This is a genomic window from uncultured Erythrobacter sp. (genome assembly GCF_947502395.1).
In the GTDB taxonomy this organism is placed as follows: domain Bacteria; phylum Pseudomonadota; class Alphaproteobacteria; order Sphingomonadales; family Sphingomonadaceae; genus Erythrobacter.
This window is the reverse complement of the sequence record NZ_CANMZM010000001.1, coordinates 641,959-666,603: the sequence shown is the minus strand read 5'-3', so window position 1 is coordinate 666,603 and position 24,645 is coordinate 641,959. Positions and strand designations below refer to the sequence as shown.

The 24,645-nt window shown below is 57.2% G+C and carries 27 protein-coding genes and 1 tRNA gene; 16 read left to right on the top strand and 12 right to left on the bottom strand.

Annotation, left to right across the window (positions count from 1 at the left end):
• From Q0778_RS03165 to purB, 4 genes are all read right to left on the bottom strand, one after another.
• Positions 1–639 carry a phosphoribosylanthranilate isomerase gene (locus Q0778_RS03165; RefSeq protein ID WP_298333932.1) on the bottom strand — a complete coding sequence of 213 codons (639 nt, stop codon included), beginning with the start codon at positions 637–639 and terminating at the stop codon, positions 1–3.
• 9 nt (positions 640–648) lie between these two features.
• Positions 649–1,323, bottom strand: coding sequence for an orotidine-5'-phosphate decarboxylase (pyrF, locus tag Q0778_RS03160; RefSeq protein WP_298304444.1), 675 nt, complete (start codon positions 1,321–1,323; stop codon positions 649–651).
• Positions 1,320–1,703 carry a hypothetical protein gene (locus Q0778_RS03155; RefSeq protein WP_298304446.1) on the bottom strand — a complete coding sequence of 128 codons (384 nt, stop codon included), beginning with the start codon at positions 1,701–1,703 and terminating at the stop codon, positions 1,320–1,322. Before Q0778_RS03155 ends, pyrF begins: the two co-directional genes overlap by 4 nt.
• An 84-nt stretch (positions 1,704–1,787) precedes the next feature.
• Positions 1,788–3,113 (bottom strand): adenylosuccinate lyase, encoded by a 1,326-nt coding sequence (gene purB / locus Q0778_RS03150; RefSeq protein WP_298333931.1) that lies wholly within the window; start codon positions 3,111–3,113, stop codon positions 1,788–1,790.
• Positions 3,114–3,270: 157 nt separating this feature from the next.
• On the opposite strand from purB, the gene Q0778_RS03145 reads away from it, so the two are divergent.
• Positions 3,271–5,490, top strand: coding sequence for an FAD-dependent oxidoreductase (locus Q0778_RS03145; protein WP_298333930.1), 2,220 nt, complete (start codon positions 3,271–3,273; stop codon positions 5,488–5,490).
• A gap of 10 nt (positions 5,491–5,500) precedes the next feature.
• Here Q0778_RS03145 and radC read toward each other — a convergent pair whose 3' ends face one another.
• The gene (gene radC, locus Q0778_RS03140) at positions 5,501–6,262 is read right to left on the bottom strand and encodes a DNA repair protein RadC (protein ID WP_298333929.1); all 762 of its coding nucleotides are present in this window, start codon (positions 6,260–6,262) and stop codon (positions 5,501–5,503) included.
• A gap of 73 nt (positions 6,263–6,335) precedes the next feature.
• Here radC and Q0778_RS03135 point away from each other — a divergent pair, with 73 nt between their 5' ends.
• The 8 genes from Q0778_RS03135 to Q0778_RS03100 all read left to right on the top strand — a co-directional run bounded on the left by Q0778_RS03135 (position 6,336) and on the right by Q0778_RS03100 (position 13,026).
• Complete coding sequence (locus Q0778_RS03135; protein ID WP_298333927.1) at positions 6,336–9,623, top strand: YdbH domain-containing protein; 3,288 nt, start codon at positions 6,336–6,338, stop codon at positions 9,621–9,623.
• A 68-nt stretch (positions 9,624–9,691) separates the two neighbouring features.
• Positions 9,692–9,880 carry a YnbE family lipoprotein gene (locus tag Q0778_RS03130; protein WP_298304458.1) on the top strand — a complete coding sequence of 63 codons (189 nt, stop codon included), beginning with the start codon at positions 9,692–9,694 and terminating at the stop codon, positions 9,878–9,880.
• A 42-nt stretch (positions 9,881–9,922) separates the two neighbouring features.
• Positions 9,923–10,330, top strand: a complete 408-nt coding sequence (locus Q0778_RS03125) for a YdbL family protein (protein ID WP_298304460.1) — start codon at positions 9,923–9,925, stop codon at positions 10,328–10,330.
• Between the two features lie 152 nt (positions 10,331–10,482).
• Complete coding sequence (locus Q0778_RS03120; protein ID WP_298304463.1) at positions 10,483–10,809, top strand: AtpZ/AtpI family protein; 327 nt, start codon at positions 10,483–10,485, stop codon at positions 10,807–10,809.
• A gap of 53 nt (positions 10,810–10,862) precedes the next feature.
• Positions 10,863–11,654, top strand: coding sequence for a F0F1 ATP synthase subunit A (locus tag Q0778_RS03115; protein ID WP_298304466.1), 792 nt, complete (start codon positions 10,863–10,865; stop codon positions 11,652–11,654).
• A 50-nt stretch (positions 11,655–11,704) separates the two neighbouring features.
• Positions 11,705–11,932, top strand: coding sequence for a F0F1 ATP synthase subunit C (locus tag Q0778_RS03110; RefSeq protein WP_212450741.1), 228 nt, complete (start codon positions 11,705–11,707; stop codon positions 11,930–11,932).
• A 91-nt stretch (positions 11,933–12,023) separates the two neighbouring features.
• Entirely contained in the window at positions 12,024–12,518 is a 495-nt protein-coding gene (locus Q0778_RS03105) for an ATPase (RefSeq protein ID WP_298333925.1), read from the top strand.
• Entirely contained in the window at positions 12,511–13,026 is a 516-nt protein-coding gene (locus Q0778_RS03100) for a hypothetical protein (protein ID WP_298333923.1), read from the top strand. Before Q0778_RS03105 ends, Q0778_RS03100 begins: the two co-directional genes overlap by 8 nt.
• Positions 13,027–13,082: 56 nt before the next feature.
• On the opposite strand, the gene Q0778_RS03095 is transcribed toward Q0778_RS03100, so the two are convergent.
• The 7 genes from Q0778_RS03095 to aroA all read right to left on the bottom strand — a co-directional run bounded on the left by Q0778_RS03095 (position 13,083) and on the right by aroA (position 19,555).
• Complete coding sequence (locus Q0778_RS03095) at positions 13,083–14,063, bottom strand: NADPH:quinone oxidoreductase family protein (protein ID WP_298333921.1); 981 nt, start codon at positions 14,061–14,063, stop codon at positions 13,083–13,085.
• 5 nt (positions 14,064–14,068) lie between these two features.
• On the bottom strand, positions 14,069–14,824 hold the full coding sequence (gene gloB / locus Q0778_RS03090) for a hydroxyacylglutathione hydrolase (RefSeq protein WP_298333919.1): 756 nt from the start codon (positions 14,822–14,824) through the stop codon (positions 14,069–14,071).
• Between the two features lie 112 nt (positions 14,825–14,936).
• Positions 14,937–16,646 (bottom strand): 30S ribosomal protein S1, encoded by a 1,710-nt coding sequence (rpsA, locus tag Q0778_RS03085; protein WP_298304488.1) that lies wholly within the window; start codon positions 16,644–16,646, stop codon positions 14,937–14,939.
• 422 nt (positions 16,647–17,068) lie between these two features.
• Positions 17,069–17,707 (bottom strand): (d)CMP kinase, encoded by a 639-nt coding sequence (gene cmk / locus Q0778_RS03080; protein WP_298333917.1) that lies wholly within the window; start codon positions 17,705–17,707, stop codon positions 17,069–17,071.
• Positions 17,704–17,946: a hypothetical protein gene (locus Q0778_RS03075; protein WP_298304493.1), complete on the bottom strand. Its 243-nt coding sequence runs from the start codon at positions 17,944–17,946 to the stop codon at positions 17,704–17,706. Before Q0778_RS03075 ends, cmk begins: the two co-directional genes overlap by 4 nt.
• Positions 17,943–18,215, bottom strand: coding sequence for a permease (locus Q0778_RS03070; protein WP_298304496.1), 273 nt, complete (start codon positions 18,213–18,215; stop codon positions 17,943–17,945). Before Q0778_RS03070 ends, Q0778_RS03075 begins: the two co-directional genes overlap by 4 nt.
• Positions 18,212–19,555, bottom strand: a complete 1,344-nt coding sequence (gene aroA, locus Q0778_RS03065) for a 3-phosphoshikimate 1-carboxyvinyltransferase (protein WP_298333915.1) — start codon at positions 19,553–19,555, stop codon at positions 18,212–18,214. Before aroA ends, Q0778_RS03070 begins: the two co-directional genes overlap by 4 nt.
• A gap of 126 nt (positions 19,556–19,681) precedes the next feature.
• On the opposite strand from aroA, the gene Q0778_RS03060 reads away from it, so the two are divergent.
• From Q0778_RS03060 to Q0778_RS03030, 7 genes are all read left to right on the top strand, one after another.
• Positions 19,682–20,023 carry a TIGR02300 family protein gene (locus Q0778_RS03060; RefSeq protein ID WP_298304505.1) on the top strand — a complete coding sequence of 114 codons (342 nt, stop codon included), beginning with the start codon at positions 19,682–19,684 and terminating at the stop codon, positions 20,021–20,023.
• A 179-nt stretch (positions 20,024–20,202) separates the two neighbouring features.
• Positions 20,203–20,278, top strand: a tRNA-Ala gene (locus Q0778_RS03055).
• Positions 20,279–20,541: 263 nt separating this feature from the next.
• Entirely contained in the window at positions 20,542–22,035 is a 1,494-nt protein-coding gene (gene ffh, locus Q0778_RS03050; RefSeq protein ID WP_298333913.1) for a signal recognition particle protein, read from the top strand.
• A gap of 62 nt (positions 22,036–22,097) precedes the next feature.
• Complete coding sequence (gene rpsP / locus Q0778_RS03045) at positions 22,098–22,595, top strand: 30S ribosomal protein S16 (protein ID WP_298333911.1); 498 nt, start codon at positions 22,098–22,100, stop codon at positions 22,593–22,595.
• A 108-nt stretch (positions 22,596–22,703) separates the two neighbouring features.
• On the top strand, positions 22,704–23,207 hold the full coding sequence (gene rimM / locus Q0778_RS03040) for a ribosome maturation factor RimM (protein WP_298304517.1): 504 nt from the start codon (positions 22,704–22,706) through the stop codon (positions 23,205–23,207).
• 3 nt (positions 23,208–23,210) lie between these two features.
• A complete protein-coding gene (locus tag Q0778_RS03035; protein WP_298304522.1) occupies positions 23,211–23,792 on the top strand; it encodes a hypothetical protein in 582 nt (193 codons plus the stop codon).
• Positions 23,792–24,625 (top strand): TIGR04222 domain-containing membrane protein, encoded by an 834-nt coding sequence (locus Q0778_RS03030; protein WP_298333909.1) that lies wholly within the window; start codon positions 23,792–23,794, stop codon positions 24,623–24,625. Before Q0778_RS03035 ends, Q0778_RS03030 begins: the two co-directional genes overlap by 1 nt.
• Positions 24,626–24,645 lie beyond the last annotated feature (20 nt).

Genomic DNA, 24,645 nt, shown 5'->3' with positions numbered 1-24,645 from the left:
TCAAGCTTCGCGAGCCGCTTTACAGAACGCCGCAATCTTGTCCACGTCCTTGATGCCGGGTGCTGCTTCCGTTCCCGAACACACATCGACCAATGGTGTCCGGGTCAGGCGGATCGCTTCTGCGACATTGTCCGCATTCAATCCGCCTGCAAGACCCCACGGGAGACCGACGTCGAGGCCCTTGAGCAGATTCCAGTCGAATCGTAGGCCCATTCCACCTGGCAGAGCGCCGGGCGGTGTCTTGGCATCGAACAGGATGAAATCAGCCGTGTCGGCATAAGCTTCTGCACGAAGGATGTCCTCGCGGCTTGCCACCGCTATTGCTTTCCACGCCCGCACCCCGAGCAATTCACGGATTTGACCGACACGCTCCGGGCTTTCAGAGCCTTGGAGCTGCACCGCATCGAGGGAAGCGTGAGCCGCCAGTTCACAAAGAAAGTCATCGTTCGGATTCACCATCAGGCCAACTCGCTGGATCCGATCCTCTGCCAACGCAGTGAGGCGCGAAGCTTCGGATATAGTGAGGTTGCGCGGGCTGGATTGGTGAAAGATGAAGCCGCCGAAATCGGCCTTTGCTTCGATCACCGCTTCCAGAGCGCGGTCTTCGCGAATCCCGCAAATCTTGATCTGTACCGCCATTCCGTGGACCTAAAGCGTCGCCTCAATTGCGCGGGCGGCTGCAACTGGGTCATCTGCGCGGCTGATCGGGCGGCCGATCACGAGGACACTAGCGCCGTCATCGCGGGCCTTGCGCGGGGTAACGACGCGTTTCTGATCGCCTGCACCGGAGCCTGGGGGGCGAAGGCCTGGAACGACGAAATAGCCGTCTTTCCATTGCTTGCGCACTTTACCTACTTCTTGGCCAGAGCAAACAATGCCATCGAGGCCCGAGGCATGGGCCAGCTCTGCGAGCCTCATTACCTGATCCTCTGCGCTTCTGCCAACGCCAGTTGAGGCGAGATCGGATGCATCCATGCTGGTCAGTGTGGTGACTGCCACGACCTTGCAGCCTTCTGCGGCGGCGGCCTTCGCATCCTCCATCATCGCTTGCCCGCCACTTGCATGGATCGTCACGATCTTTGGTTCGTAAACGTGGATCGCCATCATGGCGGATGCGACAGTGTTGGGTATGTCGTGAAACTTAAGATCGAGGAAGATCGGCAGACCCAAATGCGCAATCTCGTGGACGCCGTGCCCACCGTGGGCGCAGAAGAACTCAAGGCCCAGCTTTACGCCGCCAATATGTGCTTTGACTTTGTTGATGAGAGCTTTGGCAGGCTCGATCTGAGGAACGTCGAGTGCTAGAAATACGGGATTGCTCATGCAGCATTACCTGGCGCAGCATCGTCCACTGGTCCAAGTCGGTCATTCGGCTTAGCCTCAGACTTTTCCCCACTCTTATCCTCAAGCTTCTCCACACCTGATTGAACGGCAGGCATGTCACTTTGGCGGGCCATCGCGGCGGATTTGATAGAGTTTTCAAGGCTGCGAATGCGGCGATCTTGGCCCCATTTGACGCTGCGATGGTACAGCCACATCGGTACAAGGCCCAAGAGAAAAGCGAGGATCACCAGCGCAGGTACTTTTGTCTCCACCAGGAAGCCATCCCACAGGGTGATTTCAACCGGCGTCCAATTAAGGAATGAAAAAAGCATGATCGCGCAGGCGAGCATGACCCACAATATGGTTCGCACTATCTGCATGGGTTCTTGTGATCCCTTCTGATCGTTCCTGTTTGCCAAGCCGCAAATCTAGGGGTTTTGGCGCTCAAGTCCAGCTTGCGCAATTTACCCAAAGACCCGTGCAAAGATCGTATCGACATGCTTGAAGTGGTATTCGAGGTCGAATTTCTCTTCGAGCTGCTTGTCAGACAGCGCGGCGGTGACTTCTTCATCGCCTTTGAGCAGTTCAAGCAAGGAGACGGTTCCGTTCGACTCCCACACCTTCATCGCATTGCGTTGAACAAGGCGATAGGCGTCTTCGCGGCTCACGCCCGCTTGCGTTAGTGCGAGCAAGACACGCTGTGAATGCACAAGGCCGCCCATACTATCCATGTTGGCTTGCATCCGCTCCGGGTAGACTAGCAGCTTGTCGACAACGCCGGTTAGGCGGGCGAGAGCAAAGTCCAGTGTGATAGTCGCATCGGGCCCAATGAAACGCTCAACGGATGAGTGCGAGATATCCCGCTCATGCCACAGCGCCACATTCTCCAATGCGGGAAGGGCGTAGGAGCGGATCATGCGCGCCTGACCGGTCAAATTCTCGGTGAGGATTGGGTTGCGCTTATGCGGCATTGCGCTGGAGCCTTTTTGGCCCGGCGAGAAGTATTCTTCAGCCTCAAGCACTTCTGTGCGCTGCAAATGGCGAACTTCCACCGCAAGACGTTCAATTGATCCTGCGATTACGGCGAGCGTAGAGAAATACATTGCGTGCCGGTCACGCGGGATCACCTGTGTGCTGATCGGCTCGGGGGTGAGGCCGAGTTTCTCAGCGACATAGGCTTCAACTTCAGGGTCGATGTTGGCGAAGGTCCCTACCGCACCCGACACCGCACAGGTCGCGATTTCCGCTCGTGCTGCGATCAGGCGATCTTTGCAGCGGTCAAATTCGGCATAGGCTTGTGCAAGCTTCAAACCAAAGGTCACAGGCTCGGCGTGAATACCGTGGCTGCGGCCAATGGTGGGAGTGAATTTGTGCTCCTCGGCGCGGGTCTTGATCGCGGCGAGGAGCGCGTCGAGGTCTTCCAGCAGAATGTCGGTTGCGCGTGCCAATTGCACCGCAAGCGTAGTGTCGAGCACGTCCGAAGAGGTCATGCCTTGGTGCATGAAGCGCGCTTCACCGGTGTAGCCTGCCGCATCGACCTGCTCAGCCACCCAAGTGAGGAATGCGATCACGTCGTGCTTGGTCACTGCCTCAATCGCGTCGATCGCTTCAACATCGATCACTGGATTGGTCGCCCACCAGTCCCATAAGGCCTTACCAGCGCTTTCAGGTACGACTCCCATTTCACCCAGCTTTTGAGTCGCATGTGCTTCGATTTCGAACCAGATGCGAAACTTGGCTTCGGGCTCCCAAAGAGCGGTCATGGCAGGTCGGGCGTAACGGGGGACCATTGGAAAAGGTGTCCTTTGCGTGTCAGGAATATGTGCACCGCGCGGCTATGCGGACACACGCGGCTTGGCAAGAGCGAATGCGGCGCTATCACCTTACTGCGTTCTTGTAACCGGAGAACCTAAATCCGCGAAAGCAAGGGCAGGAGGACATTTATTGATGACGAGCGAAAGCAGCCTAAGCGGTTCGCCCAGTTCCGGTCTTGGGCCCGGCGAGCGGCTTCAGGAAGAGCGCTACCCACCCTTTCTGCGGGTAACGTTCAGGCGATGGACCAAATGGTATCTCGAGGGAACAGAGTCGTTCTGGCCCTTCAGTGATCTCGTCATTCGCTTTTTTATCGGTATGTGGTTCCTGCGCTCTGGCCTCGTAAAGGCAGCCGACTGGGACACAGCCGTGCTGCTAGCGACGGTGGAGTACCCTGTTAGCTGGATGAGCCCAGTCAATGCGGCCGCGACCGGGCTTGCGATCGAGCTGATCGGGCCTGTTCTCTTGATTGCAGGGCTTATGACACGCCCCGCGGCGCTCGCCATGGCAACCCTCACTATTGTTAGCCAGGCGGTCTATATCCCCACGACTACCAATTTGATCGTTAGCGCGATGCTGATCTGGTATGTGTTCCATGGGCCGGCCGCGTTCTCATTGGATCGGATTCTGTCCTCCGGGTTCAAGGCCTCTGCTCTTCCTTTGGCACGCCCTACGGTCATCGCTTGGGATTGGTCGCGCGAGTATCTGGCGCCGATTGTCATGGCAGTATTGCGCATTTGGATGGGTGTGACGTTGCTCACCTATGCTGAGGTGATTGAGCCGCCTGTTGCGGTCATGACATGGTTGCCCGTCACAATCTTTTCGGGCTTTCCCGGATGGCTGGCTCTCGTTTCTGCCGGATTTTTTTTCACCGGGTTCGGCGCGGTAATTGTCTCCTATGGCCTGTTCTTCTTGATAGCGGCCTTCATGTTTGCTGGCGTGCATCCCAATGTGACATTTTTCCCCTTCCTTTTCCTCGCGATCTACGAGGCTAAAGGTGCAGGTGTCTTCTCAGCAGATCGCGGCATCCTTGCTTGGTTGGAGAAGAACATCTTGTTCGACCGAGACTATTCCGAAATCCCCGAACGTTGGCCGCATGTTGTGGTGGTGGGGGCAGGGTTTGGCGGGCTTGCAGCAGTGGCGAGGCTCAAGCGCCTGCCGGTGCGTATCACCCTGATCGACAAGCGCAATTATCACCTGTTCCAGCCACTGCTTTATCAAATTGCGACCGCAACACTGAATCCGGCGGACATCGCTGCTCCCATCCGTTCGCTTTTCAGAGGCGATGGCAATGTGCGTGTGCTGAAGAGTGAAGTGACTGGTATTGATCCCGATGCGAATACGCTGACCTATGGAAATGGTGAGCAGCTCAGTTACGATCGGCTCGTCCTCGCAACTGGTGCAACGCACAGCTATTTCGGGCGTGATGAATGGGGTCCCTATGCGCCTGGCCTCAAAACCATTGAAGACGGCGTTGCGGTACGCGCATCGATCCTCAACGCCTTTGAGGAGGCCGAGGCATCGGGTGACGAAGCCCGGATTAAGCGATTGCTTACCTTTGTGATTGTTGGTGCAGGGCCGACAGGGGTGGAGCTCGCTGGTGCTATCGCTGAACTTGCTAAGGTTAGTGTTGAGCGTGAGTTTCGAACCATTGATCCTGCGTCCGCTCGGGTGATTCTTGTTCAATCAGGTGACCGAATTCTCCCAGCGTTTCCTGAAAAACTTTCACAGGAGGCCGCCAACTCGCTTGAGAAGCTGGGCGTTGAGATTCGCACGGATAGCCGTGTCACCGAAATCGCCGAAACGCACGTGCAGATCGGAGAAGAGACAAAGCTCGAGACCGAGACTGTGCTTTGGGCGGCCGGTGTGGCTGCTTCCCCTGCTGCCAAGTGGCTCAATGCCAAGGCCGACCAAGCAGGACGCGCGCAGGTCAACGATTTTATGCGTGTCATTGGCAGCGATGGTGGGGCGTTCCAGAATATCTTCGCCATTGGCGACACAGCGGGAAGCAATGCTTGGGAAGGCAATCCGGTACCCGGTCTGGCTCCTGCGGCCAAGCAGGCAGGTGCTTACGTCAGCCGGGTGATAGAGGCTGAGCTTTTAAACAAGGAATGCCCCGGTCCCTTTGCTTACAAGCACCAGGGAAGCTTGGCGACGATTGGTCGCAAATCAGCTGTCGCCGATTTTGGCATGTTCAAGATGTCTGGTGCGCTTGCGTGGTGGCTCTGGGGCCTCGTCCATGTTGGCTTCCTCACTGGCGCACGCAACCGAGTGACGGTTGTGGTAAACTGGGCGTGGAGCTTCTTCGCCAAGCATTCTGGAGTGAGGCTGATTACGGAGAAAGAAGGCTCATAGGGCTATTCTCTTAGATTAAGCCCTTGGCACGCAAGCTAACATGGCCTTCTCGCCCGACAATTACGTGATAGTGCAGAGTTACGCCTAGAAGCCTCCCTGCCTCGGCGATTTTCTGAGTGATCTGAATATCGGCGCGGCTTGGCTCCGGGCTTCCCGATGGGTGATTGTGGACGAGAATGAGCGCTGACGCGCCCACGTCCATCGCTCGCCGGATCACCTCGCGAGGATGGATAGCCGCTTCGTCGATCGAGCCGTCTCCAACATGATGATCGTCAATCAGTCGGTTCTTGGTGTCGAGATAGAGCACCCGGACTCGTTCTACGGTTAAATGGGCCATATCGATTGCAAGATAGTCGATCAGTGCCTGCCAGCTGCTCAGAATTGGTTTCTCGATAACCTCGCTTCTAGCCATGCGTCTCGCCGCAAGCGCAACGCTTTTGAGTGCCGCTGCACTCGTCTTGCCAACGCCCTTCGTTCGCTGGAGCGCGGCGGGGTCCGCGTTGAGCACGGCTGAAAGCGATCCGAACTGGGCGAGCAGTGCTTTGGCAATGGGCTTTGTGTCGCCCTGTTTGATGGCGGCAAAGAGCAAGTACTCAAGCACTTCATAGTCAGCGAGCGCCTCCGCTCCGCCTTTAAGGAGCCGCTCGCGCAGCCGTTCGCGATGACCTGCACCGGCGTGTTTGCCAGAATCGGAAAAGGGCGGATCTTTAGGAGGCGCTGAACTGCCTTCTGCGCCTTCGCCAAAGTCAAATGCGTCATTAAACCGGGGCAATCTAACGCCTCGCCGCTGTTTTACCTGGGTGCATCATTGCCTTTGCGGACAAGACGCGCAAGTGATGTCATTGATGTCTCAGGTAAAGCCCGAACAGGATCTGCCCGATTTGGAAGGGAAAAGGCGACTTAGGCTGTGGCCCGAGCGTTGGCGCTGGCGGATCAGCATCGTACTGGCCCTCCTGATAGTTCTGACCGCGACTGTTGCCTGGACGACCAGAGAACGTATCGCTGGCAGTCTTATAGATGATGCGCTGACCCAGAGCGGCCTTGAAGCCTCCTATGAGATAGAGTCGATTGGCACCCGGCAGCAAGTGATCACCAACCTTGAGATTGGCGATCCCTCCCTGCCAGATTTAACTGCTGAGCGGGTGACGCTCGATATCACCTATACCTACGGGCCGCCGGAGATTAGCAAAGTAGAACTGGTGCGACCCAGACTGTTTGGCAAATTTGCCGATGGAGTGATCACTTTCGGAAGCCTGGATTCCTTGTTGTTTTCTGAAAGCGAAGAACCCGCCGGTTTGCCTTCGCTGAATGTAAAGGTGGTCGATGGCAGAGCGCGGATCGCTAGCGACTATGGTGTGGTCGGTGCAAAAATAGATGGCGAAGGCAGGCTCGACGATGGTTTTGCAGGCACGATTGCCGCGACCGCTCCGGGAATTGGCGTGGAGGGATGCCGGGCGCAGTCCGCGACGGTATATGGCGATCTGACCAGTTCGAGTGGTCGGCTCAGCTTAGATGGCCCTGTGCGTCTCCGAGAGGTCGACTGTGAAGGCAATCGGATCGCTCTAGCTGACATCGGAGCTCTCCTAACTCTAGCAGACGATTTTGGCTCGGTAGAGGGCGACCTTGCTCTGACCTCCTCGGATATCGCCAATCCACAGGCGACACTCGCCAAGCTTGGTGGAACCGCAGACTTCGCCTGGAGCTTTGATGGCGAACTAAGCCTGCGCCACGACCTTGAAGGTGAAGGACTGTCAAACGATCTTGTGGGAGCTGCCCGAGTTGGTGCTGACGGCACGCTAAGAAGCCGTGAGGGATTTGCCCGCAATGAGTGGGCAGCAAGGGTGTCCGGCGAAGGCATCGATGGAAGCCGATTGATGACAGCCGAAGCGATTCTCGACGCGCGGTCTGAGAGTGAGGGAACATTCCTCGCATCATTGCTCGGCAAGTTGCAGACCGGGTTAGAGAGCGGCATCAATAACAGCAGCTTCGCTGGCGACATATCGGTGCGAGCCAACGGCAAAAGCGTCCGACTTGTTGTCCCAGAGGCTCGGCTACGAAGCAGCGGCGGCGAAACGCTTATCGCTTTGTCCCGGCTGAGTTATAACAACGCAGGTGAAGACCAACCCGAGCGGCTCGCTGGCAACATCCTCACTGGTGGCGAGGGTCTTCCACGGATCAATGCGCGGTTTCAGGGAGGTGGGTCCGGTGAGGTAGCCATGCGAATGACAATGGCGGAGTATCGATTGGGTAACGATATGATCACGTTGCCGAGATTGGAGGGCCGGCGAGACGCGGGCGGCCGCATTCGCTTTACTGGCATTGTTCAAGCCGAAGGGGCGATACCAGGCGGTACTGTGCGCGGGCTTGAATTGCCACTCGAAGGGCGATGGTCACCGGCGTCGGGCCTTGCATTTGGCACCCGCTGTCTCAACGCAAAGATTGAGGGTCTGAATGCCTACAACTTCTCGTTAGGCCCGGAAACTATTGTGTTGTGCCCTATCCGCGGCACTTCGCTTGTGAGCTACCGCGACAGTCTCAGTGTTTCGGCACAACTGGGCGATATGTCTGTTGATGCCATGCAGGGTGAGAACCCCGTCCGCGTCTCTCTCTCAGGTGCCACGCTGCGGTATCCGAGCAATTTCAGCATACAAGGGTTGGAGGCGATGGTGGGTGCTCAAGACAGCGCTCTCCGGATTGCGACAGAAACGCTTGAGGGTACATTTATGGATGGCCTAAGTGGGCGCTTCACGGGCGGGAACGCAGCGCTCGATGCTGTGCCGCTTGATCTGTCTGACCTTGCGGGTGGGTGGAGCTTTGCAGACGATGTGCTCGAGGTGAGCGATGGAACACTCACCCTGACCGATCGCGTTGCTGCAAACGAGGGTGCGGAGGCGCGTTTCGAGCCGCTCGAAGGTCGCGGGATCTCCCTCAGTTTGAGAGATGGATCCATTCGAGCCAGGGCAGCTTTGTATAATCCGATGTCTGGTCGAAGGGTTACAAACATCGTGATCCGGCACGATCTTGCGTCAGGTAGAGGCCGCGCGGGCATTGGCGTGCCCGGTATCCGTTTTGATGAAGGGCTTCAGCCTGATGATCTAACCCCCCTTACAGTAGGTCTGATCGCTTTTGCTGATGGTGAGATTAAGGGGCGAGGGAGAGTTGAATGGCAAGGTGATGAAATCACAAGCCAGGGCAGCTTTTCGACCGAAGGTTTTGACTTTGCTGCAGCTTTCGGCCCGGTACGCGGAGTTAAGGGAACAATTGAGTTTACCGATCTCTTGAGCCTCACTACCGCGCCTGCACAAGTTGCCAGCATCGCGTCGGTCAATCCGGGGGTTGAGGCGCTGGAGGGCAGGGTGGTTTACTCCATCACCAACGGTACTTTGATTTCTCTCAATGACGCACGCTGGCCATTTATGGGCGGAGAGTTGATCTTGAGACCCGTAGAGCTCGACTATGGCAGCGGGCAGGGGCAGAGCTATATTTTTGAGATTGTTGCCTTGGACGCAGCCACTTTTGTGGCACAAACGGAACTCGCCAATATCGGCGCGACGGGTGAGTTCGATGGAACGATACCCATCGTCTTTGATGCGCAGGGGAATGGAACGATCCAAGGCGGTCTTCTCATCTCTCGTCCGCCCGGCGGCAATGTCTCTTACGTCGGGGAACTCACCTATGAGGATTTGGGAGCCATGGGCAACTTCGCTTTCCAGACGCTGCGTTCGCTCGATTACAATCAGATGAGCATTGGATTGAACGGTAATCTTGCCGGTGAGATCGTCACAAACTTCAACATTGACGGCGTGCGGCAGGGTGAGGGTGCCAGCCAGAATCTGTTGACGCGCCAACTGGCTAAACTCCCGATCCGGTTCAAGGTTAATGTGCGCTCCGAAAACTTCTACACGCTGGCAACCATTGTACGGGGCATCTTCGATCCAACCGTATTTGCCTCGGCTGCAGAAGTGGAAAGATTTGTGGGCGAGAATATCGGTGCGCTCGAAGCAAGACGCACAAACGAAGAAGGGGCAGACACTGTCTCTGAGCCTGCTCCTGCACCTGTTACAAATTCTGACGAATTGCAGCGTCGCAATGAACCACCCGTTCAACCTCCAGAAAGCGAAAACATGCCATGAGAGAGCTGAATTTGACCCAGCATTGCGCCGCTGCCAGATACAAAAACCACCTAGGCGAGGGGCGCAAAATGGATTGGAATAGACTTTGGGCTTTGCTCGGCAGCATGGCTTTCTTGGGGACGAGCGGCTGCATAAATGTCGCCGCCCCGGAAGAGCCGATTGTGATAGAGCTCAATGTGAATATCGAAGCGCGCCTTCTGGTCGAACTGGCCGAGGATGCGAGCAACACTATTGATGAGAATGCCGATATCTTTTGATTGGCAATCTTTTCGGGCGACGAACGCCGGGAGGAAACAACGATGAACACTTTGAAAAAGCGAGGGCTTGGGCGAAAGCTGGCCCTTGGCGCTTTGACGGCTACCGCCACCGCGGCCCTGCTGACGTCTCCGGCAAGCGCTCAGCGCGATCCTGCTTATGCGGCAGCGCGGGCCAATGGCACTGTTGGTGAGCAGATCGATGGCTATCTCGGCATCGTGGGCGAAGCGACACCGGCGCTGCGCGATATGGTCAACGATATCAATATCAAGCGACGCGCCGTGTACACGCAGCGCGCGCAAACAAATCAGGCAACGCTTGAGGCCTACGCCACCACGGCTGGCTGTCAGGCGATTATGCGCACAGTTCCAGGTGAGAGATACCAAGCGCCCGACGGCACGTGGAAGACGCGGACGTCTGCACCGCCTGAGCGCCTTTCAATCTGCCCCTGAATTGGCGCGCATTTCGGCATTGAATGCGGAAAGCATCGCAGTGCACCATTGACTCCAGAATCGCCCTCTTCTAGGGGGCAGGCGCCCTTGGCGGGGACCTTTGTTTGCTTAGCGCTTTGCCCCCCTTTAAGGAGGCCCTTAAGGAAGCTGGCATGAGCGACGAAAAACCCGCCCAAGAACCCATCGTTGAAGATGCGCGAATTGATGCGCTCGAGGCGCGGCTTAAGGCCGCGAAAGAGCGCGAAGAGGAACGCACTGAACCGAAAGTCAAAGGGGCTGATGCGAACTATCGCAGCGGCAACCGAGTGCTGGCGGATCTGATCGGTGGGATCCTTGGAGGTTTTGTGATCGGGTGGGCGGTTGACGCCCTTTTCGACACGACGCCATGGGGTCTGTTGGTTGGGCTTTTCCTTGGGATAGGCGTTGCCTTCAGGAACATTATCGTCGCGGCAAACAAGGCCTCTGGTGACCCCGAATAGGGCTCACTTCAACAGAGGCCGCGTTTTTATAGGTATTAGGGACACAATCGATCGTGGCAGCCGACGCAGGCAAAGTCGATCCGATGAAGCAATTCCAGGTTGAGCCGCTTTTTGGCTCTGAATCCTGGGAGATTGCTGGTTATGGCATCGCATTCACCAATTCAGCGGTTTGGATGGCAATCACCGTCGCCCTGCTTTGGGCATTCGTGTTCGGCGGTATGAAGCGCGAACTGGTGCCCGGCCGTTGGCAGATGGCGGTTGAGACCTTCACCGGCTTTATCGACGATATGCTTGAGGCGAATGTCGGTAAGGAAGGGCGCAAGTACCTCCCTTACATCTTCAGCCTGTTCATGTTCATTCTGTTCGCAAACCTTCTTGGTTTGGTACCCGTTGGGATTATCCCTGGCGTTCACGCGTTCACCTTCACCAGTCACTTCACCGTCACCGGTGTGCTAGCGATTCTGAGCTTTTCAATTGTGCTCATCGTTGGCTTCTGGAAGCACGGCTTCAAATTCTTCTCGCTGTTCGTGCCGCACGGCACGCCCATTTGGCTCTTGTGGCTGATCCCAGTGATCGAACTGATTTCGTTCATGGTCCGCCCATTCAGCCTCGCGCTGCGTCTCTTCGTTGCGATGATGGCAGGCCACGTTCTTCTCAAGGTGCTCTCGAGCTTTGTAATCGACAGCATCAACGGCGGAGCGGTCTTTGGCGCGTTCATTGGCGTCCCAAGCCTCATTCTGATGGTCGCCATCAGCGCTCTCGAAATTCTGGTCGCAGGCATTCAGGCATACGTCTTTGCCCTGCTGACCTCGCTCTACATCAACGATGCAGAGCACCTTCACTGATTTTCTGATTTTTCCGTTCTAACTAATCTGATTTTTAAGGAGTTTTTCAAATGGAACCTGAAGCAGCCAAGCTCATCGGCGCAGGTCTTGCAGCAATCGGTGCCGGCCTTGCCGCTACCGGTGTGGGTAACGTGTTCGGTTCGTTCCTTGAGAGCGCACTTCGCAACCCAGGCGCTGCAGACGGCCAACAAGGTCGTTTGTTCATCGGCTTCGCCGCTGCCGAACTTCTCGGCCTGCTGGCGTTCGTCGTTGCGATGATCCTGATCTTCGTCGCCTAATCCTACATGGTGGAGTGGGTCGGTTCGGCATTTTGTTGAATCGCCCGCTCCGCACGTATTTCATCAACTAACGTTGGCGAAGGCTCGCTAAATGCCTCAGATAGATCAACTAGCCGAAATCTGGTCGAGCCAGGTCTTCTGGACCTTGGTGTTCTTCGGCATCACCTTTTTCGTGATCGGCAGGGGCATGGTCCCCAAAGTCATGGAAACCGTCGGCATGCGTGACAAGCAGATTTCAGATGATCTTGCTGCTGCGCAAGCCGCTCGTGATGCGGCGGACGCCCAAGAAGAGGCATGGCGTGAGCGTGAAAACGCGAACCGGGCCAAGGCGCAAGGCTTGATTGCCGAAGCCAAAGCGAGTGCGGCGGCTGCTTCTGAGAAGAAGCTTGCGGCAGCTCAAAAGCGGCTCGACACCAAACTTGCCAAAGCCGAGGCAGATATCGAAGCGGCGCGCACCAGCGCGATGGCTGAGATTGAAGACGTGGCTCTTGAGGCAACGCAGGACATTGTGTCTCGCCTTGCTGGTACAAAGGTCGACAAACGTTCAGCGCGTTCGGCCGTGAAGAAGGCTCTAGCCAATGGCTAATCTACCTCTCCTTCTCGTGGCCGATGGCCCTTCTGCGCTTGGCGTGGATTCTTATCAGTGGGTATCGATTGCGATGCTTGTCCTGATCGGTGTCTTCGTGTGGAAGAAGGTTCCTGGTCTGATCACCGGCGGGCTCGACAACAAAATCGCTGAGATTAAGAGCCAGCTCGATGAAGCCAAAGACCTTCGCGCCGAAGCTGAGAAGTTACGCGATGAATATGCGGCCAAGATCGCTGGTGCTGCAAAAGACGCCGAAGCGATGATGGAAGGCGCTCAGCGTGAAGCCGATGCCATCCTTGAAAAAGCGCAGGCCGACAGCGAAGCCATGGTCGCTCGCCGCAAGCGTATGGCTGAAGACAAAATTGCAGCGGCTGAGCGTGATGCTGTTGCAGGTGTCCGCGCGGCAGCGGTGGATGCGGCTTCTATCGCGTCGCGTTCTCTTATCGCTGACAAGCATGGCGCTGATGCAGACAAGGCCTTGGCCGATGAGGTCATCTCCTCACTTTGAGGTTGGCGTCCGCTGGCACAGAATAGGCGGTCCACTCGGGCCGCCTTTTTCTTTGGCTAACTGCCGGGCTCAAACACCACTTTGCCCACCAGCTCTCGCGCAGCCATCGCTTCGAATCCTTCACGCCAATCTGATAGAGATAGTGTTCGGTCGATGACCGGCGTGATGTGTCCGGATTCGGCCAACTTGGCGATAGCCTCGTTGATAGACTTGCCCCGCTTGGGGAAACGGCGGGCGTACTCGCCAGCTCTTAATCCCACGACACTGAAACCCTTTATGAGCGGAATGTTGGTGGCAATCTCCGCAATCCGGCCGCTGGTGAAGCCGACAACAACAAGCTTGCCCGCAAAGCTCACGCAGCGGGTCGATTCGTCGAACACATCGCCTCCGACGGGATCGAACACGATCTCGCACAACTTACCGTCGGTTAGGTTCGCCACTTGTTCGCGAAACCGACCCCTAGCGGTGATGACTGCCTCAGGCGAGACCGCAGCAGCGATAGCTTCCCGTTTTGCCTGAACCCCCGTTGCCGCGATGACGCGTGCGCCCTTCGCTTTGGCGAGATCGCATGCAGCGAGCCCCACACCGCCGCTTGCGCCATGAACGAGCACCCATTGACCTGGCTGTAAATCGCAGAGCTCGATCAGCCCGGTATAGGCCGTCTGATAGGCAGCCCCCATTGCTGCACCCTGGGCAAAGGTAAGTCCATCAGGGAGAGCAGAGAGTCCCCTCGCAGGAATGCTGGCGATCTCCGCAAAAGCTCCGGTTTTGTTTCCGCCAATAACCATGTCGCCGGGAATAAAGCCGCTTTCCGGTTCAGCCTCGATCACCTCTCCGGCTAATTCTAGCCCGCAAGTGAAGGGGACGAGCGGTTTGAACTGATATGTGCCCTTGGTCATCAGCAGATCGGGGAAGTTGAGCGATGCGGCCTTGACGCGCACCAACACTTCCCCGGGCGCGCGATCCGGTGCGGGCCAATCGACCAGGTGTACGCCAGAGAGATCCCCTGACAGCGTTTCAACGCGCAGAGCCTGCATGGCGCTCAGTAGTTGTCCTTGGCCGCTCTCAGCGCTGCAAAGGTCTCGTGCGGCGCATTGCCGCCCCAGCGCGCTTGCATCGCCGGATTATCAGCCCGCAAGAACGGATTGGTGGCAAGCTCGCGTTTGAGGACCGTAGGCACGGTCCATTCGCCGCGCTCGCGTTTTGCATCGATCTCGGCGACGTATTCCTGAAGCTCGGTGTTGTCAGGATCGGCATGGAGCGCAAACTTCGCATTGGCCTGCGTATATTCGTGCGCACAATAAAGGACGGTGGCGGTCGATAGCCGCTTGATCCTCTCAAGGCTCCGCCAGAATTGCTCAGGCTCGCCTTCAAACATTCGACCGCAGCCAAGCGCAAAAACGCTGTCACCGACGAATGCGATGCCATCTTCGACAACATGGAACGCAATATGGCCATTAGTGTGGCCAGATACGTCGATCACTTCCGCGCGGTGTTCGCCAAGATTCACCATGTCGCCATGCTTGACCACGCGGTCGATGGGGGAGAGCTTCTCCACCTCCTTAGGGGCAAGAACCCGCGCACCAGTGGCCTCAACAATTTCGACATTTCCTCCCGCATGATCGGGATGCCAATGGGTGTTCCAGATATGCGTGATCTTCCAGCCCTTAGCCTTGGCCTGTGCGAGGTATTCTTTCGCATCGGGCGTATCAATTGCTGCCGTTTCATCGGTGACCGAATTGTGCAGCAAAAAACCGTAATTGTCGGAAAGGCAGGGGAATTGATGGACGTGAAGCATGGTTTGGGGATCCTTCTCTCAGGCCGCATTCTAATCGTGCAACCTAGAATAGGAAAGGCCCGCCTGCATCGCTGCAAGCGGGCCTTCCTGATTTGCCAGTGAGACGTACGACTTAGTCGTCTTTGCCCTTGAGCGCTTCGCCAAGGATGTCGCCAAGCGATGCACCTGAGTCGGATGAACCGAACTGTTGCACTGCTTCTTTCTCTTCGGCGATTTGACGTGCCTTGATCGAGAAGTTTGGCTTCTTGGAACGGTCAAATCCGGTGACCATCGCGTCTACCTTGCTGCCAACCTGGAAGCGGTCCGGACGTTGCTCGTCACGGTCACGACCAAGGTCGCTGCGCTTGATGAAGCCGGTTGCGCCATCGTCGCCCACTTGCACCTCGAGGCCGCCATCGCGAACTTCGAGAACGCTGACTGTGACGGTTTGGCCCTTGCGAAGCGAACCAGCTGCTGCAGCGCCTGCTTCGGTCGGTGCGCCTTTTTCAAGCTGCTTCATACCAAGGCTGATGCGTTCTTTCTCAACGTCAACGTCGAGAACGACAGCTTTGACTTCTTCGCCCTTGCGGTGAAGCGCCAGTGCATCTTCGCCCGAGATGCCCCATGCGATATCTGACATGTGGACCATGCCGTCGACGTCGCCATCGAGACCGATGAACAGGCCAAACTCGGTGGCGTTCTTGACTTCGCCAGCAACTTCGCTGCCGATCGGGTGCTTCTCGGCGAACTCTTCCCAAGGGTTGCGCTGGGCTTGCTTAAGGCCAAGCGAGATACGACGCTTGTCGCTGTCGACTTCGAGGATCATCACATCGACTTCCTGAGAAGTGCTGACAATCTTGCCCGGGTGCACGTTCTTCTTGGTCCAGCTCATTTCAGAGACGTGGACAAGACCTTCGATACCGGCTTCGAGCTCAACAAAAGCACCATATTCGGTGATGTTGGTGACGTGGCCAGACAGCTTCATGCCGATTGGGTACTTGGCTGCAACGCCATCCCATGGATCGCTTTCGAGCTGCTTCATACCAAGGCTGATACGCTGAGTGTCGGCATTGATACGTACAATCTGAACCTTCACGGTGTCGCCGATGGCGATCACTTCGCTTGGGTGGTTGACGCGCTTGTAGCTCATGTCGGTGACGTGCAGGAGGCCGTCGATGCCGCCAAGGTCAACGAATGCACCGTAATCGGTGATGTTCTTGACCACGCCTTCGATGACCTGGCCTTCAGCCAGATCGTTGATAAGCTCGCTGCGCTGTTCGGCGCGGGTCTCTTCAAGCACAGCACGGCGCGAAACAACGATGTTGCCACGCCGACGGTCCATTTTGAGGATTTGGAACGGTTGAGGCACTTCCATAAGCGGAGTGACGTCGCGCACAGGGCGGATGTCGACTTGTGAGCCAGGAAGGAACGCAACAGCGCCGTCGAGGTCGACTGTGAAGCCGCCTTTGACGCGGCCAAAGATACGGCCTTCGACACGCTTACCTTCGCCAAACTCGTTTTCGAGCTTGTCCCAAGCTGCTTCGCGGCGGGCGCGGTCGCGGCTGAGCATGGCTTCGCCGTCAGCGTTCTCTACGCGGTCAACGTAAACTTCGACTTCACCGCCTACTTCGAGGCCGTGGTCATCGTCACCGCGTGCAAATTCTTTGAGATTGACGCGGCCTTCGCTTTTGAGACCTACGTCGATTACGGCGTGACCTGCCTCGATTGCAGTGATCGTGCCCATGACGACGCGGCCTTCAAAGCCCTCTTCGCCGGCACCGCCGAGTTGTTCGTTAAGGAGCGCTTCGAAATCGTCGCGCGTTGGGTTAGGTGAGGTTGCCATAGGTTTTGGCTAATCCTTCGATTGTGTTTGCTACCGGCCACCGGTTTTTCCGGAGGTCTTTACCGCCGCCTGACGCACCATTGCGCTGGCCTTGCGGGCAAGAGGCCGACATCTGCGCGGAGCCGGATGCATACCGCACAGGTTCTTTCCACCAAAAAAAGATGTTCGGAACGGGCGCGCGCTTACCGGCAAAGGATGAGGAATGCAAGCGATTTGCGAGGGGGAGGACTGCCGGTTTGACACACTGAACCGCGTGTCTTGGATGAAATCAGCCGGGCGCCTTAACTCTTTAGATTCAAGCGATTGTGGCAAAGTTGCGCGAATTGGGTGTCAACTTTCAGCTGTTCCTCGCCTTCCGGGTAAATAGGAGCCTTGTCCATGATCGCGCGATCATGCGTCACCTCAAGCCCAGTAGGAAAGCTCTAACGCCCTTCGAGCGCCTGCTTCACCGCTTCCAACACGGTTTCAAAGGCTTGCTCGCGGTCGAAGGCAGTTGTGTCGATCACCAATGCATCGGGAGCAGCCTTCAAAGGCGCATCCTTGCGATTGATATCGCGGGCATCTCTGGCGACCACATCTTTTTCGATCTCGAACCGCGGGATTTCCTCCTCATGTTCAAGTTTTTTCTCGATCATCTCAAGCCAGCGCCGCTTTGCCCGCGACTGAACGCTCGCAGTGATGAACAGCTTCACATCGGCATCGGGAGCAATAACCGTCCCGATATCACGCCCGTCGAGCACCGCGCCGCCGGGTTGCTCGGCAAAGGCGCGTTGGCGTTTGAACAAGGCCTTGCGGACCTCTGGGTGCACCGAGACTCGGCTTGCAAGACCGCCCACCTCTTCGGTGCGCAGAATGTCATCCTCTAGAAGAGCGTCAGGGAAATCGCAGGCTGCAACTGCATCGTCTGAGCTGTCGGGATCACCATCATTGATCGCCACTTGCCGACCAACAGCGCGATAAAGGAGCCCAGTATCAAGGCACGGCACGTCCAAATGTGCTGCCAAACGCTTGGCGATTGTGCCTTTGCCTGAGGCTGTGGGACCGTCGACAGCGATGATCATAAAAAGGTGTCCTTGATTTTCTGACGCTCACGCCCGCGCGCTTCCTGCTTGCGCCAACGAAGGTGGAGCAGCCCGAACGCGGCAATAGCGACCAAGATGCTGGAACCCAAGTCAATTGCGAGCACTGCGCCATTGTTGCGAAAGAGCGAAACACCGATTGCAGTCGAGAGAAGGATTAGAGCAGCAATGATGCGACGGATTAGAGGGGTTCTGCCAAGGCTCAAGATCGTGCGGATCATTGCACCTTTGTGTCTATTCTCGTTCTTCCTCGCAAGGCTTTCGCGATCCCGAACACCGCAATCGCCGCCCAGAACCCTTCGAGCACGAGGCTTGGCCAATTGGTGTGCACGAGCAGGCTGATTGTGAGCAGGGCTGCTCCGGTAAGGTTGGTGCCGTGAAGGATAAAGGGGTTGGGCTCATCAACCCACGTCAGATAGGCATAGGCCGCGATGATGCACGCGGTGCCGACGAAGCCGATCAGGGAATATATATCGAGCGGAGTGGTCATCTCGCCGCTCCGTCCAACAAATCAATGAATGTTGGAAAACTGGTCGATATTGGTGCTGTATCGTCGATGTCTACGCCGTCTTTGCTGGCGAGGCCGGCGATAGCCATGCTCATCGCGATACGGTGGTCGAGGTGGGTTTTGACGCGGGAGTTCGAGGTGCCGCGCAATGGCTCTCCCCCGGTGCCATGGATGGTGAGGCCATCCTCTTGCTCTTCGACGCTGGCTCCGGCTGCGGTTAGCGCTGCGGCCATGACAGAGATGCGGTCGCTTTCCTTGACGCGCAGTTCTTCGAGCCCGGAGCATTTTGTGGTCCCGTCCGCAAAGGCAGCGGCGACAAAGAGCACGGGGAACTCATCGACCATGCTGGGCACAATCGCTGGGTCAACGTCGATCCCGGAAAGCGGTGCGTGACGAACCCTTAAATCCGCAACTGGTTCTCCGCCGACCTCACGCGGATCAAGCTCGTCTATTTCGGCGCCCATTTGTTTGAGCACCGTCAGGATCCCCGCGCGGGTTGGGTTGAGGCCAACGTTTTCGATCAAGAGGTCGCTGCCGGGAACAATGCTGGCGGCAACCAGGAAGAAGGCGGCGGAGGAGGGGTCTCCAGGGACCACTACGTCCATGGGCTTGAGGTCAGCCTCGCCATGGATGGAGATGACGCGTTCGCCATTCTCTTCACCTACCTCAAGTTTTGCCCCGAACCCGGTCAGCATCCGCTCCGTGTGGTCACGTGTTGCAACTGGCTCAATCACACGGGTGATTCCGGGGGTGTTGAGTCCTGCCAACAGCACTGCGCTTTTTACCTGAGCGCTCGCAACTGGAAGGCGGTAAGTGATGGGCACCGCTGGAAAGGCCCCATGAAGCATCAAGGGCAGGGTGCCCACAGACGAGGCCTCAAAACTCGCGCCCATTTGGCTGAGCGGGGTGATCACTCGGTTCATAGGGCGACCGGAGAGGCTGGCGTCACCCACGAAGGTGGCTTTCAGCTGGTGACTGGCCAGAAGTCCCATCATCAACCGGGTCGACGTACCCGAATTTCCCATATCGAGCGCTTGGGCAGGCTCAACCAAGCTCCCAAGGCCAACGCCGTGCACGACCCATGTGCCATCATCCAGACGCTCAATCTGCGCGCCCAGCTGCCGCATCGCAGCAGCGGTCGCGAGGACATCCTCGCCTTCGAGCAGGCCGGTGATGCGGCTTTCGCCCACGGCAAGCCCTGCAAACATCAGGGCGCGGTGACTGATCGACTTGTCTCCCGGCACGCGAATGCGACCGGTCAAGGGAGCGGAGGAGTTGAATGTATGTGCAGGCATAGAGGCCCGCGTCTTTGACAGCGCCATGGAGCTATGGCAAGGCGCGCGCGCTTTCGCAGGGGACATGACTTGATTCATCCGTTCCCTGCCACCAGAATATTTGCGCACAACACCCCTGCGGCCACTCGCAGGACAAGTAAGGACACTTCACCAATGCCTAAACCCGAATGGGGAACCAAGCGCACATGCCCGCAAACCGGCGAGCGCTTTTACGACCTCGGCAATGATAACCCAGTGACCAGCCCAAATGGCCACCAATGGTATCCCGAGCCCGTGCTGAAATCGAAGCAGCCAATTCCAATCGATGATCCTGAAAAGGCAAAAGCGGGAGAAGCGGATACTGATCTTGCCGATCAGGAAGATGATGAGCTCAAAGACATCGAGAACATCGATGAAGCTGAAGCATCGGCTGATAACGACGTCGATCTTGGCGGCGACGATGATCTGGGTGTGACTGCTGCCAAAGACGACGACGGCGTGGGCGACGATAGCTGAATTGGTTCGAGCTCGCTGAAGCTCGCAGCCGTGGCCGCCCGCGCCCCAAGGATCAGCCGGATAGCTGATCCGCACCTTAAATAATTCTTGCGTTTCGCAAGGGGCGGTCTTAATGGAGCGCTCCCTTGCGAATGCGGGGGTGCGGCCTTATTTTGGTAGGGCTGCGAGACACGATGAATGGGGCCTTAGCTCAGCTGGGAGAGCGCAACACTGGCAGTGTTGAGGTCAGCGGTTCGATCCCGCTAGGCTCCACCATTGATTTGTCTTTTTCGCCTAGGCGGGCTGCAAATTGCGGGTTTTCGCGCTTCCGGTGCTCACGATCCTTATGATCGCTGCGTTCGGGGTCACGAAACCCAAAATTTTCGCCTCCGCCCAGACGAAAAATACAAGCCAATGGCATTAGACTTAAAAAGCCGGTTATCTGTCGAGGATTTCCGCACGCTGGCCGACGAGGTTTCGTCCGCCGGCGTTTTTCGCGTTTATCAGGACCTGAACAGTCTTGAGAGGAGTTAAAGACGATGTTTGACAATCTGTCCGATCGCTTAGGCGGCGTCTTTGACAAGCTCAAAGGCCGCGGCGCGCTTAAAGAACAAGACGTGCGCGATGCGATGCGCGAAGTGCGTGTGGCGCTGCTTGAGGCCGATGTTGCGCTCCCCGTAGCGCGTCGGTTTATCGATGCGGTCACTGAAAAGGCGATTGGCCAAGACGTTCTCAAATCGGTCACTCCGGGCCAACAAGTTATCAAGATCGTCCATGATGAGCTGATCTCCATGCTCTCTGGCGAAGATGACGAAGTCGGTGTTGGCGAAGAGCTGAACTTCAACGCAACCCCGCCGGTTGTAATCATGATGGTCGGTCTTCAGGGATCTGGCAAAACGACCACCACGGCCAAGCTCGGCAAGCTCATCCGTGAACGCCACGGCAAGAAGGCCATGATGGCCTCGCTCGACGTGAACCGCCCGGCTGCGCAAGAACAGCTAAAGGTTCTTGGCGAACAAGTGGATGTGGCGACCCTGCCGATTGTCGAGGGTCAACAGCCGGTCGATATTGCTCGCCGGGCGATGGAATCGGCGAAGTTGCAGAACTTCGACGTTCTCCTGCTCGATACCGCCGGTCGCCTGCACGTCGATGAAGCCCTGATGGCTGAGATGAAGGCAGTGAGCCAAGTCTCCGCCCCAACCGAAGTCTTGCTTGTGGTCGACTCGCTCACTGGCCAAGACGCGGTAAATGTCGCGCAGAGCTTTAGCGGCGAAGTCCCGCTTACCGGAGTGGTGCTGACCCGGATGGACGGCGATGCGCGCGGTGGTGCTGCGCTTTCTATGCGGGCTGTCACAGGCAAGCCGATCAAGTTTGCGGGAACTGGCGAAAAACTCGACGCGATCGAGACCTTCCGCCCGGCATCGGTGGCCGATCGTATCCTTGGCATGGGCGATGTTGTCAGCCTCGTCGAAAAGGCGGCGGCGACCATCAAGGAGGAGGAAGCGGCCAAGCTCGCTGAGAATTTCGAGAAGGGCAAGTTCGATCTCAACGATCTGCGTATGCAATTGAAGCAGATGCAGAATATGGGTGGCCTTGGCATGCTCGCTGGCATGATGCCGGGCATGAAAAAGGCCAAGCAGGCGATGGCGGCGTCCAACATGGACGACAAAGTGCTGGTCCATATGGATGCCATCATCGGTTCTATGACGGCTAAGGAACGCTCCAATCCCAACCTGATGAACGCCAAACGCAAGAAGCGTGTTGCCGCGGGCTCAGGCACGGACGTTCAGACTGTGAACAAGCTCCTGAAGATGCATCAGGAGATGGGCCGCGCGATGAAGCAATTGAAGAAAATGGGCGGCCTCAAGAGCCTTGCCGCCATGTTTGGTGGGGGCGGCGGGGGCATGCCTCCTGGCATGGGTGGACCCGGTGGTGGGATGCCCGGTGGAATGCCCGGCCTTGGTGGCCCCGCAGGTGGAATGGGTGGACTTCCACCCGGGCTCCCTGGCCTTGGCGGTCCTAAGAAGAAATAGCGCAGAAATAACTCAACGAATTGATACAAACACAAACAGTTACACTCGAAAGGTAATCTACAATGGCAGTTGCAATCCGGCTTTCGCGCGGTGGTGCGAAAAAGCGTCCTTACTATCGTATCGTCGTCTCTGACTCGCGCTCACCACGCGATGGTAAGTATCTTGAGCAGATCGGCACCTACAACCCGCTCCTCGCCAAGGACAATCCTGAACGCGTAAAGTTCGACGAAGACCGTGCGCGTCACTGGCTTTCTGTGGGCGCGAAGCCTTCGGACCGTGTGCACCGCTTCTTCGATGCCGCTGGCATCCTCGAGCGTGAGGCACGCAACAACCCGAACAAAGCTGAACCTGGCGAGAAAGCCAAGGAGCGTGCTGAAGAGAAAGCCGAAAAGCTGAAGGAAGCGGAAGAAGCAGCGAAGGAGGCCGAAGAAGCTGCAGCCGAAGCGCCAGCAGAAGAGGCAGCTACTGAGGAAGCTCCTGTCGAAGAGGCTCCTGCCGAGGAAGCTGCTGCGGAAGAAACTCCTGCTGAAGAAGCAACGGAAGAGAAGAGCGAAGGCTAATCTCTTGCTGGCCAAACCCGCTCATCCTGAGCTTGTTGAAGGATCGTCCTTTTATCCAAAAAGGAAGTACCGCCCTTCGACAGGCTCAGGGCGAACGGACCTTTGTTCATGAGCGATGAACCCATTATCCTCGCAGCCGTCACCGGCGCACACGGCGTAGCGGGTGAGGTGCGTCTGAAGCTCCTTGGTGATGGGCTCGAGGCGCTCAAGGCGCACAAGACCTTTAACCAAGGAGCGCTCACCCTCAAAAAGGTGCGCTCTGACAATAAGGGCGGGGCGATTGCGCGTTTCGCCGAAGTTCAGGGGCGCGGCCAGGCTGAAAAGTTGCGCGGAACCACGCTCAGCGTCCCGCGCGAGGAGCTTCCTGAGCTTGACGGCGACGAGTATTATCACGCCGATCTCATTGGCTTGGCTGCGCAAACGGACACAGGACGACCCGTTGGCAGCGTCACCGGGGTCCAGAATTTTGGTGCCACGGATATCATTGAAATCACGCTAGAGCCGGTCCCGCCTAAAGGCATGAAGACCATTATGGTCCCCATGACCAAGCAGGCGGTGATTGAATGGGACAGCGTGAGACTTGTCATTTCTCAGGATTTCGCCGACCAATAGCGCATGAGCGCCCGGAAACTTCCTCCGCGATCTGCGACCACGACTGAGCTTTGGGACCGCCTTTCTGACTACACCATTGGCCCAGGAGGTGCCTCACTGCCCTTTGAGGCGCGACTCGCGCGCGAAAACCGCTGGTCCTCGCCATTCACCGAGCGCGTGATCCAAGAATACAAGCGCTTTTGCTACCTCGCTTGCACGGCGGGACACGAAGTCACCCCATCAGACGCGGTGGATCAGGTGTGGCACCTGCATCTCACCTATAGCCGCGATTATTGGGGGGAATTTTGCCCGAATGTGCTCGGTGCAGATCTCCACCACGGGCCGACAGCAGGCGGTCAGGTTGAGCGCACCCGCTACTATGAACAATATGCTGAGACCTTCAGATCGTATGAGGAGGCCTTTGGCGAACCACCACCAGCCGACATCTGGCCGGGAGCAAAGCGGCGATTTGGTGTTGATCCACAGGGACTTCGCGTAAATCCAAATGATGTTATGATCCTCGATCGGCGGGTAGCCATCATGGGTGCAGCGGGCTGGATTGCGCTAGGCATTGCAATCGCAGTTTTGATTGGAGTTATCTTCTGATGGAAATTTTCTCTTCCTACTCTGGCCCGGATTTTCTGATTTTCTACGCAGTAATGTTGGCAACTTGTGTCGCTGCGGGCCTTTGGATCCCCGCCAATCTCCGTCCGTTGGGCAAGCGCAGCGATGTTGAAGATGTGGAAGAAGTTGCCGTCCTTGCGGGTGGCTTAGACAGGTTGAATGTCGCCGTGCTTGCGACGCTTTTCGCAAAAAGGGCACTAAATTCTGGAGACAAGCGCAAACTTTTTGTCACCCGCAGTGAAGCTGGAGAGGGCGATGCCGAGCTTACCGTCTTGCGCAAAGTGGGCCAATTCTCATCTTGGGAAGCCAAGAAAGCGTTGAGCGATCAGGCTGAGCGGGTTGAGGCTCGGCTGATCCGGCAAGGGCTGATGATGGACAAGTCGGAGCGCATGCGGTTGCGGTTCCTTGCGACTTTACCATACGCCTTGTTGTTCCTGATCGGGCTCTATCGCCAACAGGCGGGCGATGCACTGGGCGAGCCGACCGGCATTCTGATTATGATGTTGGTCATAACTCTCGTTTTTGGCCTGATCCGCTTTGCCACCGGCAATTCGCGCACCATTGCTGGCCAGGAAATCATAAGGACGCTGGAGGAAAATGGCAGTCGCTTGAAGCGTGCGCCGCAGGAGAACGAAGTGGGCTATGCGGTTGCCATATTTGGTACTGGAGTGTTGGTTGGCACGCCATGGGAGGCTGTTCATGCTGCTCGTAACTCTGGATCAGATGGGGGTGGTGGCTGCGGAGGAGACGAGGGATCCAGTGACGGTGGCGGGAGCGGCTGCGGCGGCGGTGGTTGTGGTGGTTGCGGAGGCTGAATTCGCGCCCTAAGGGGCAC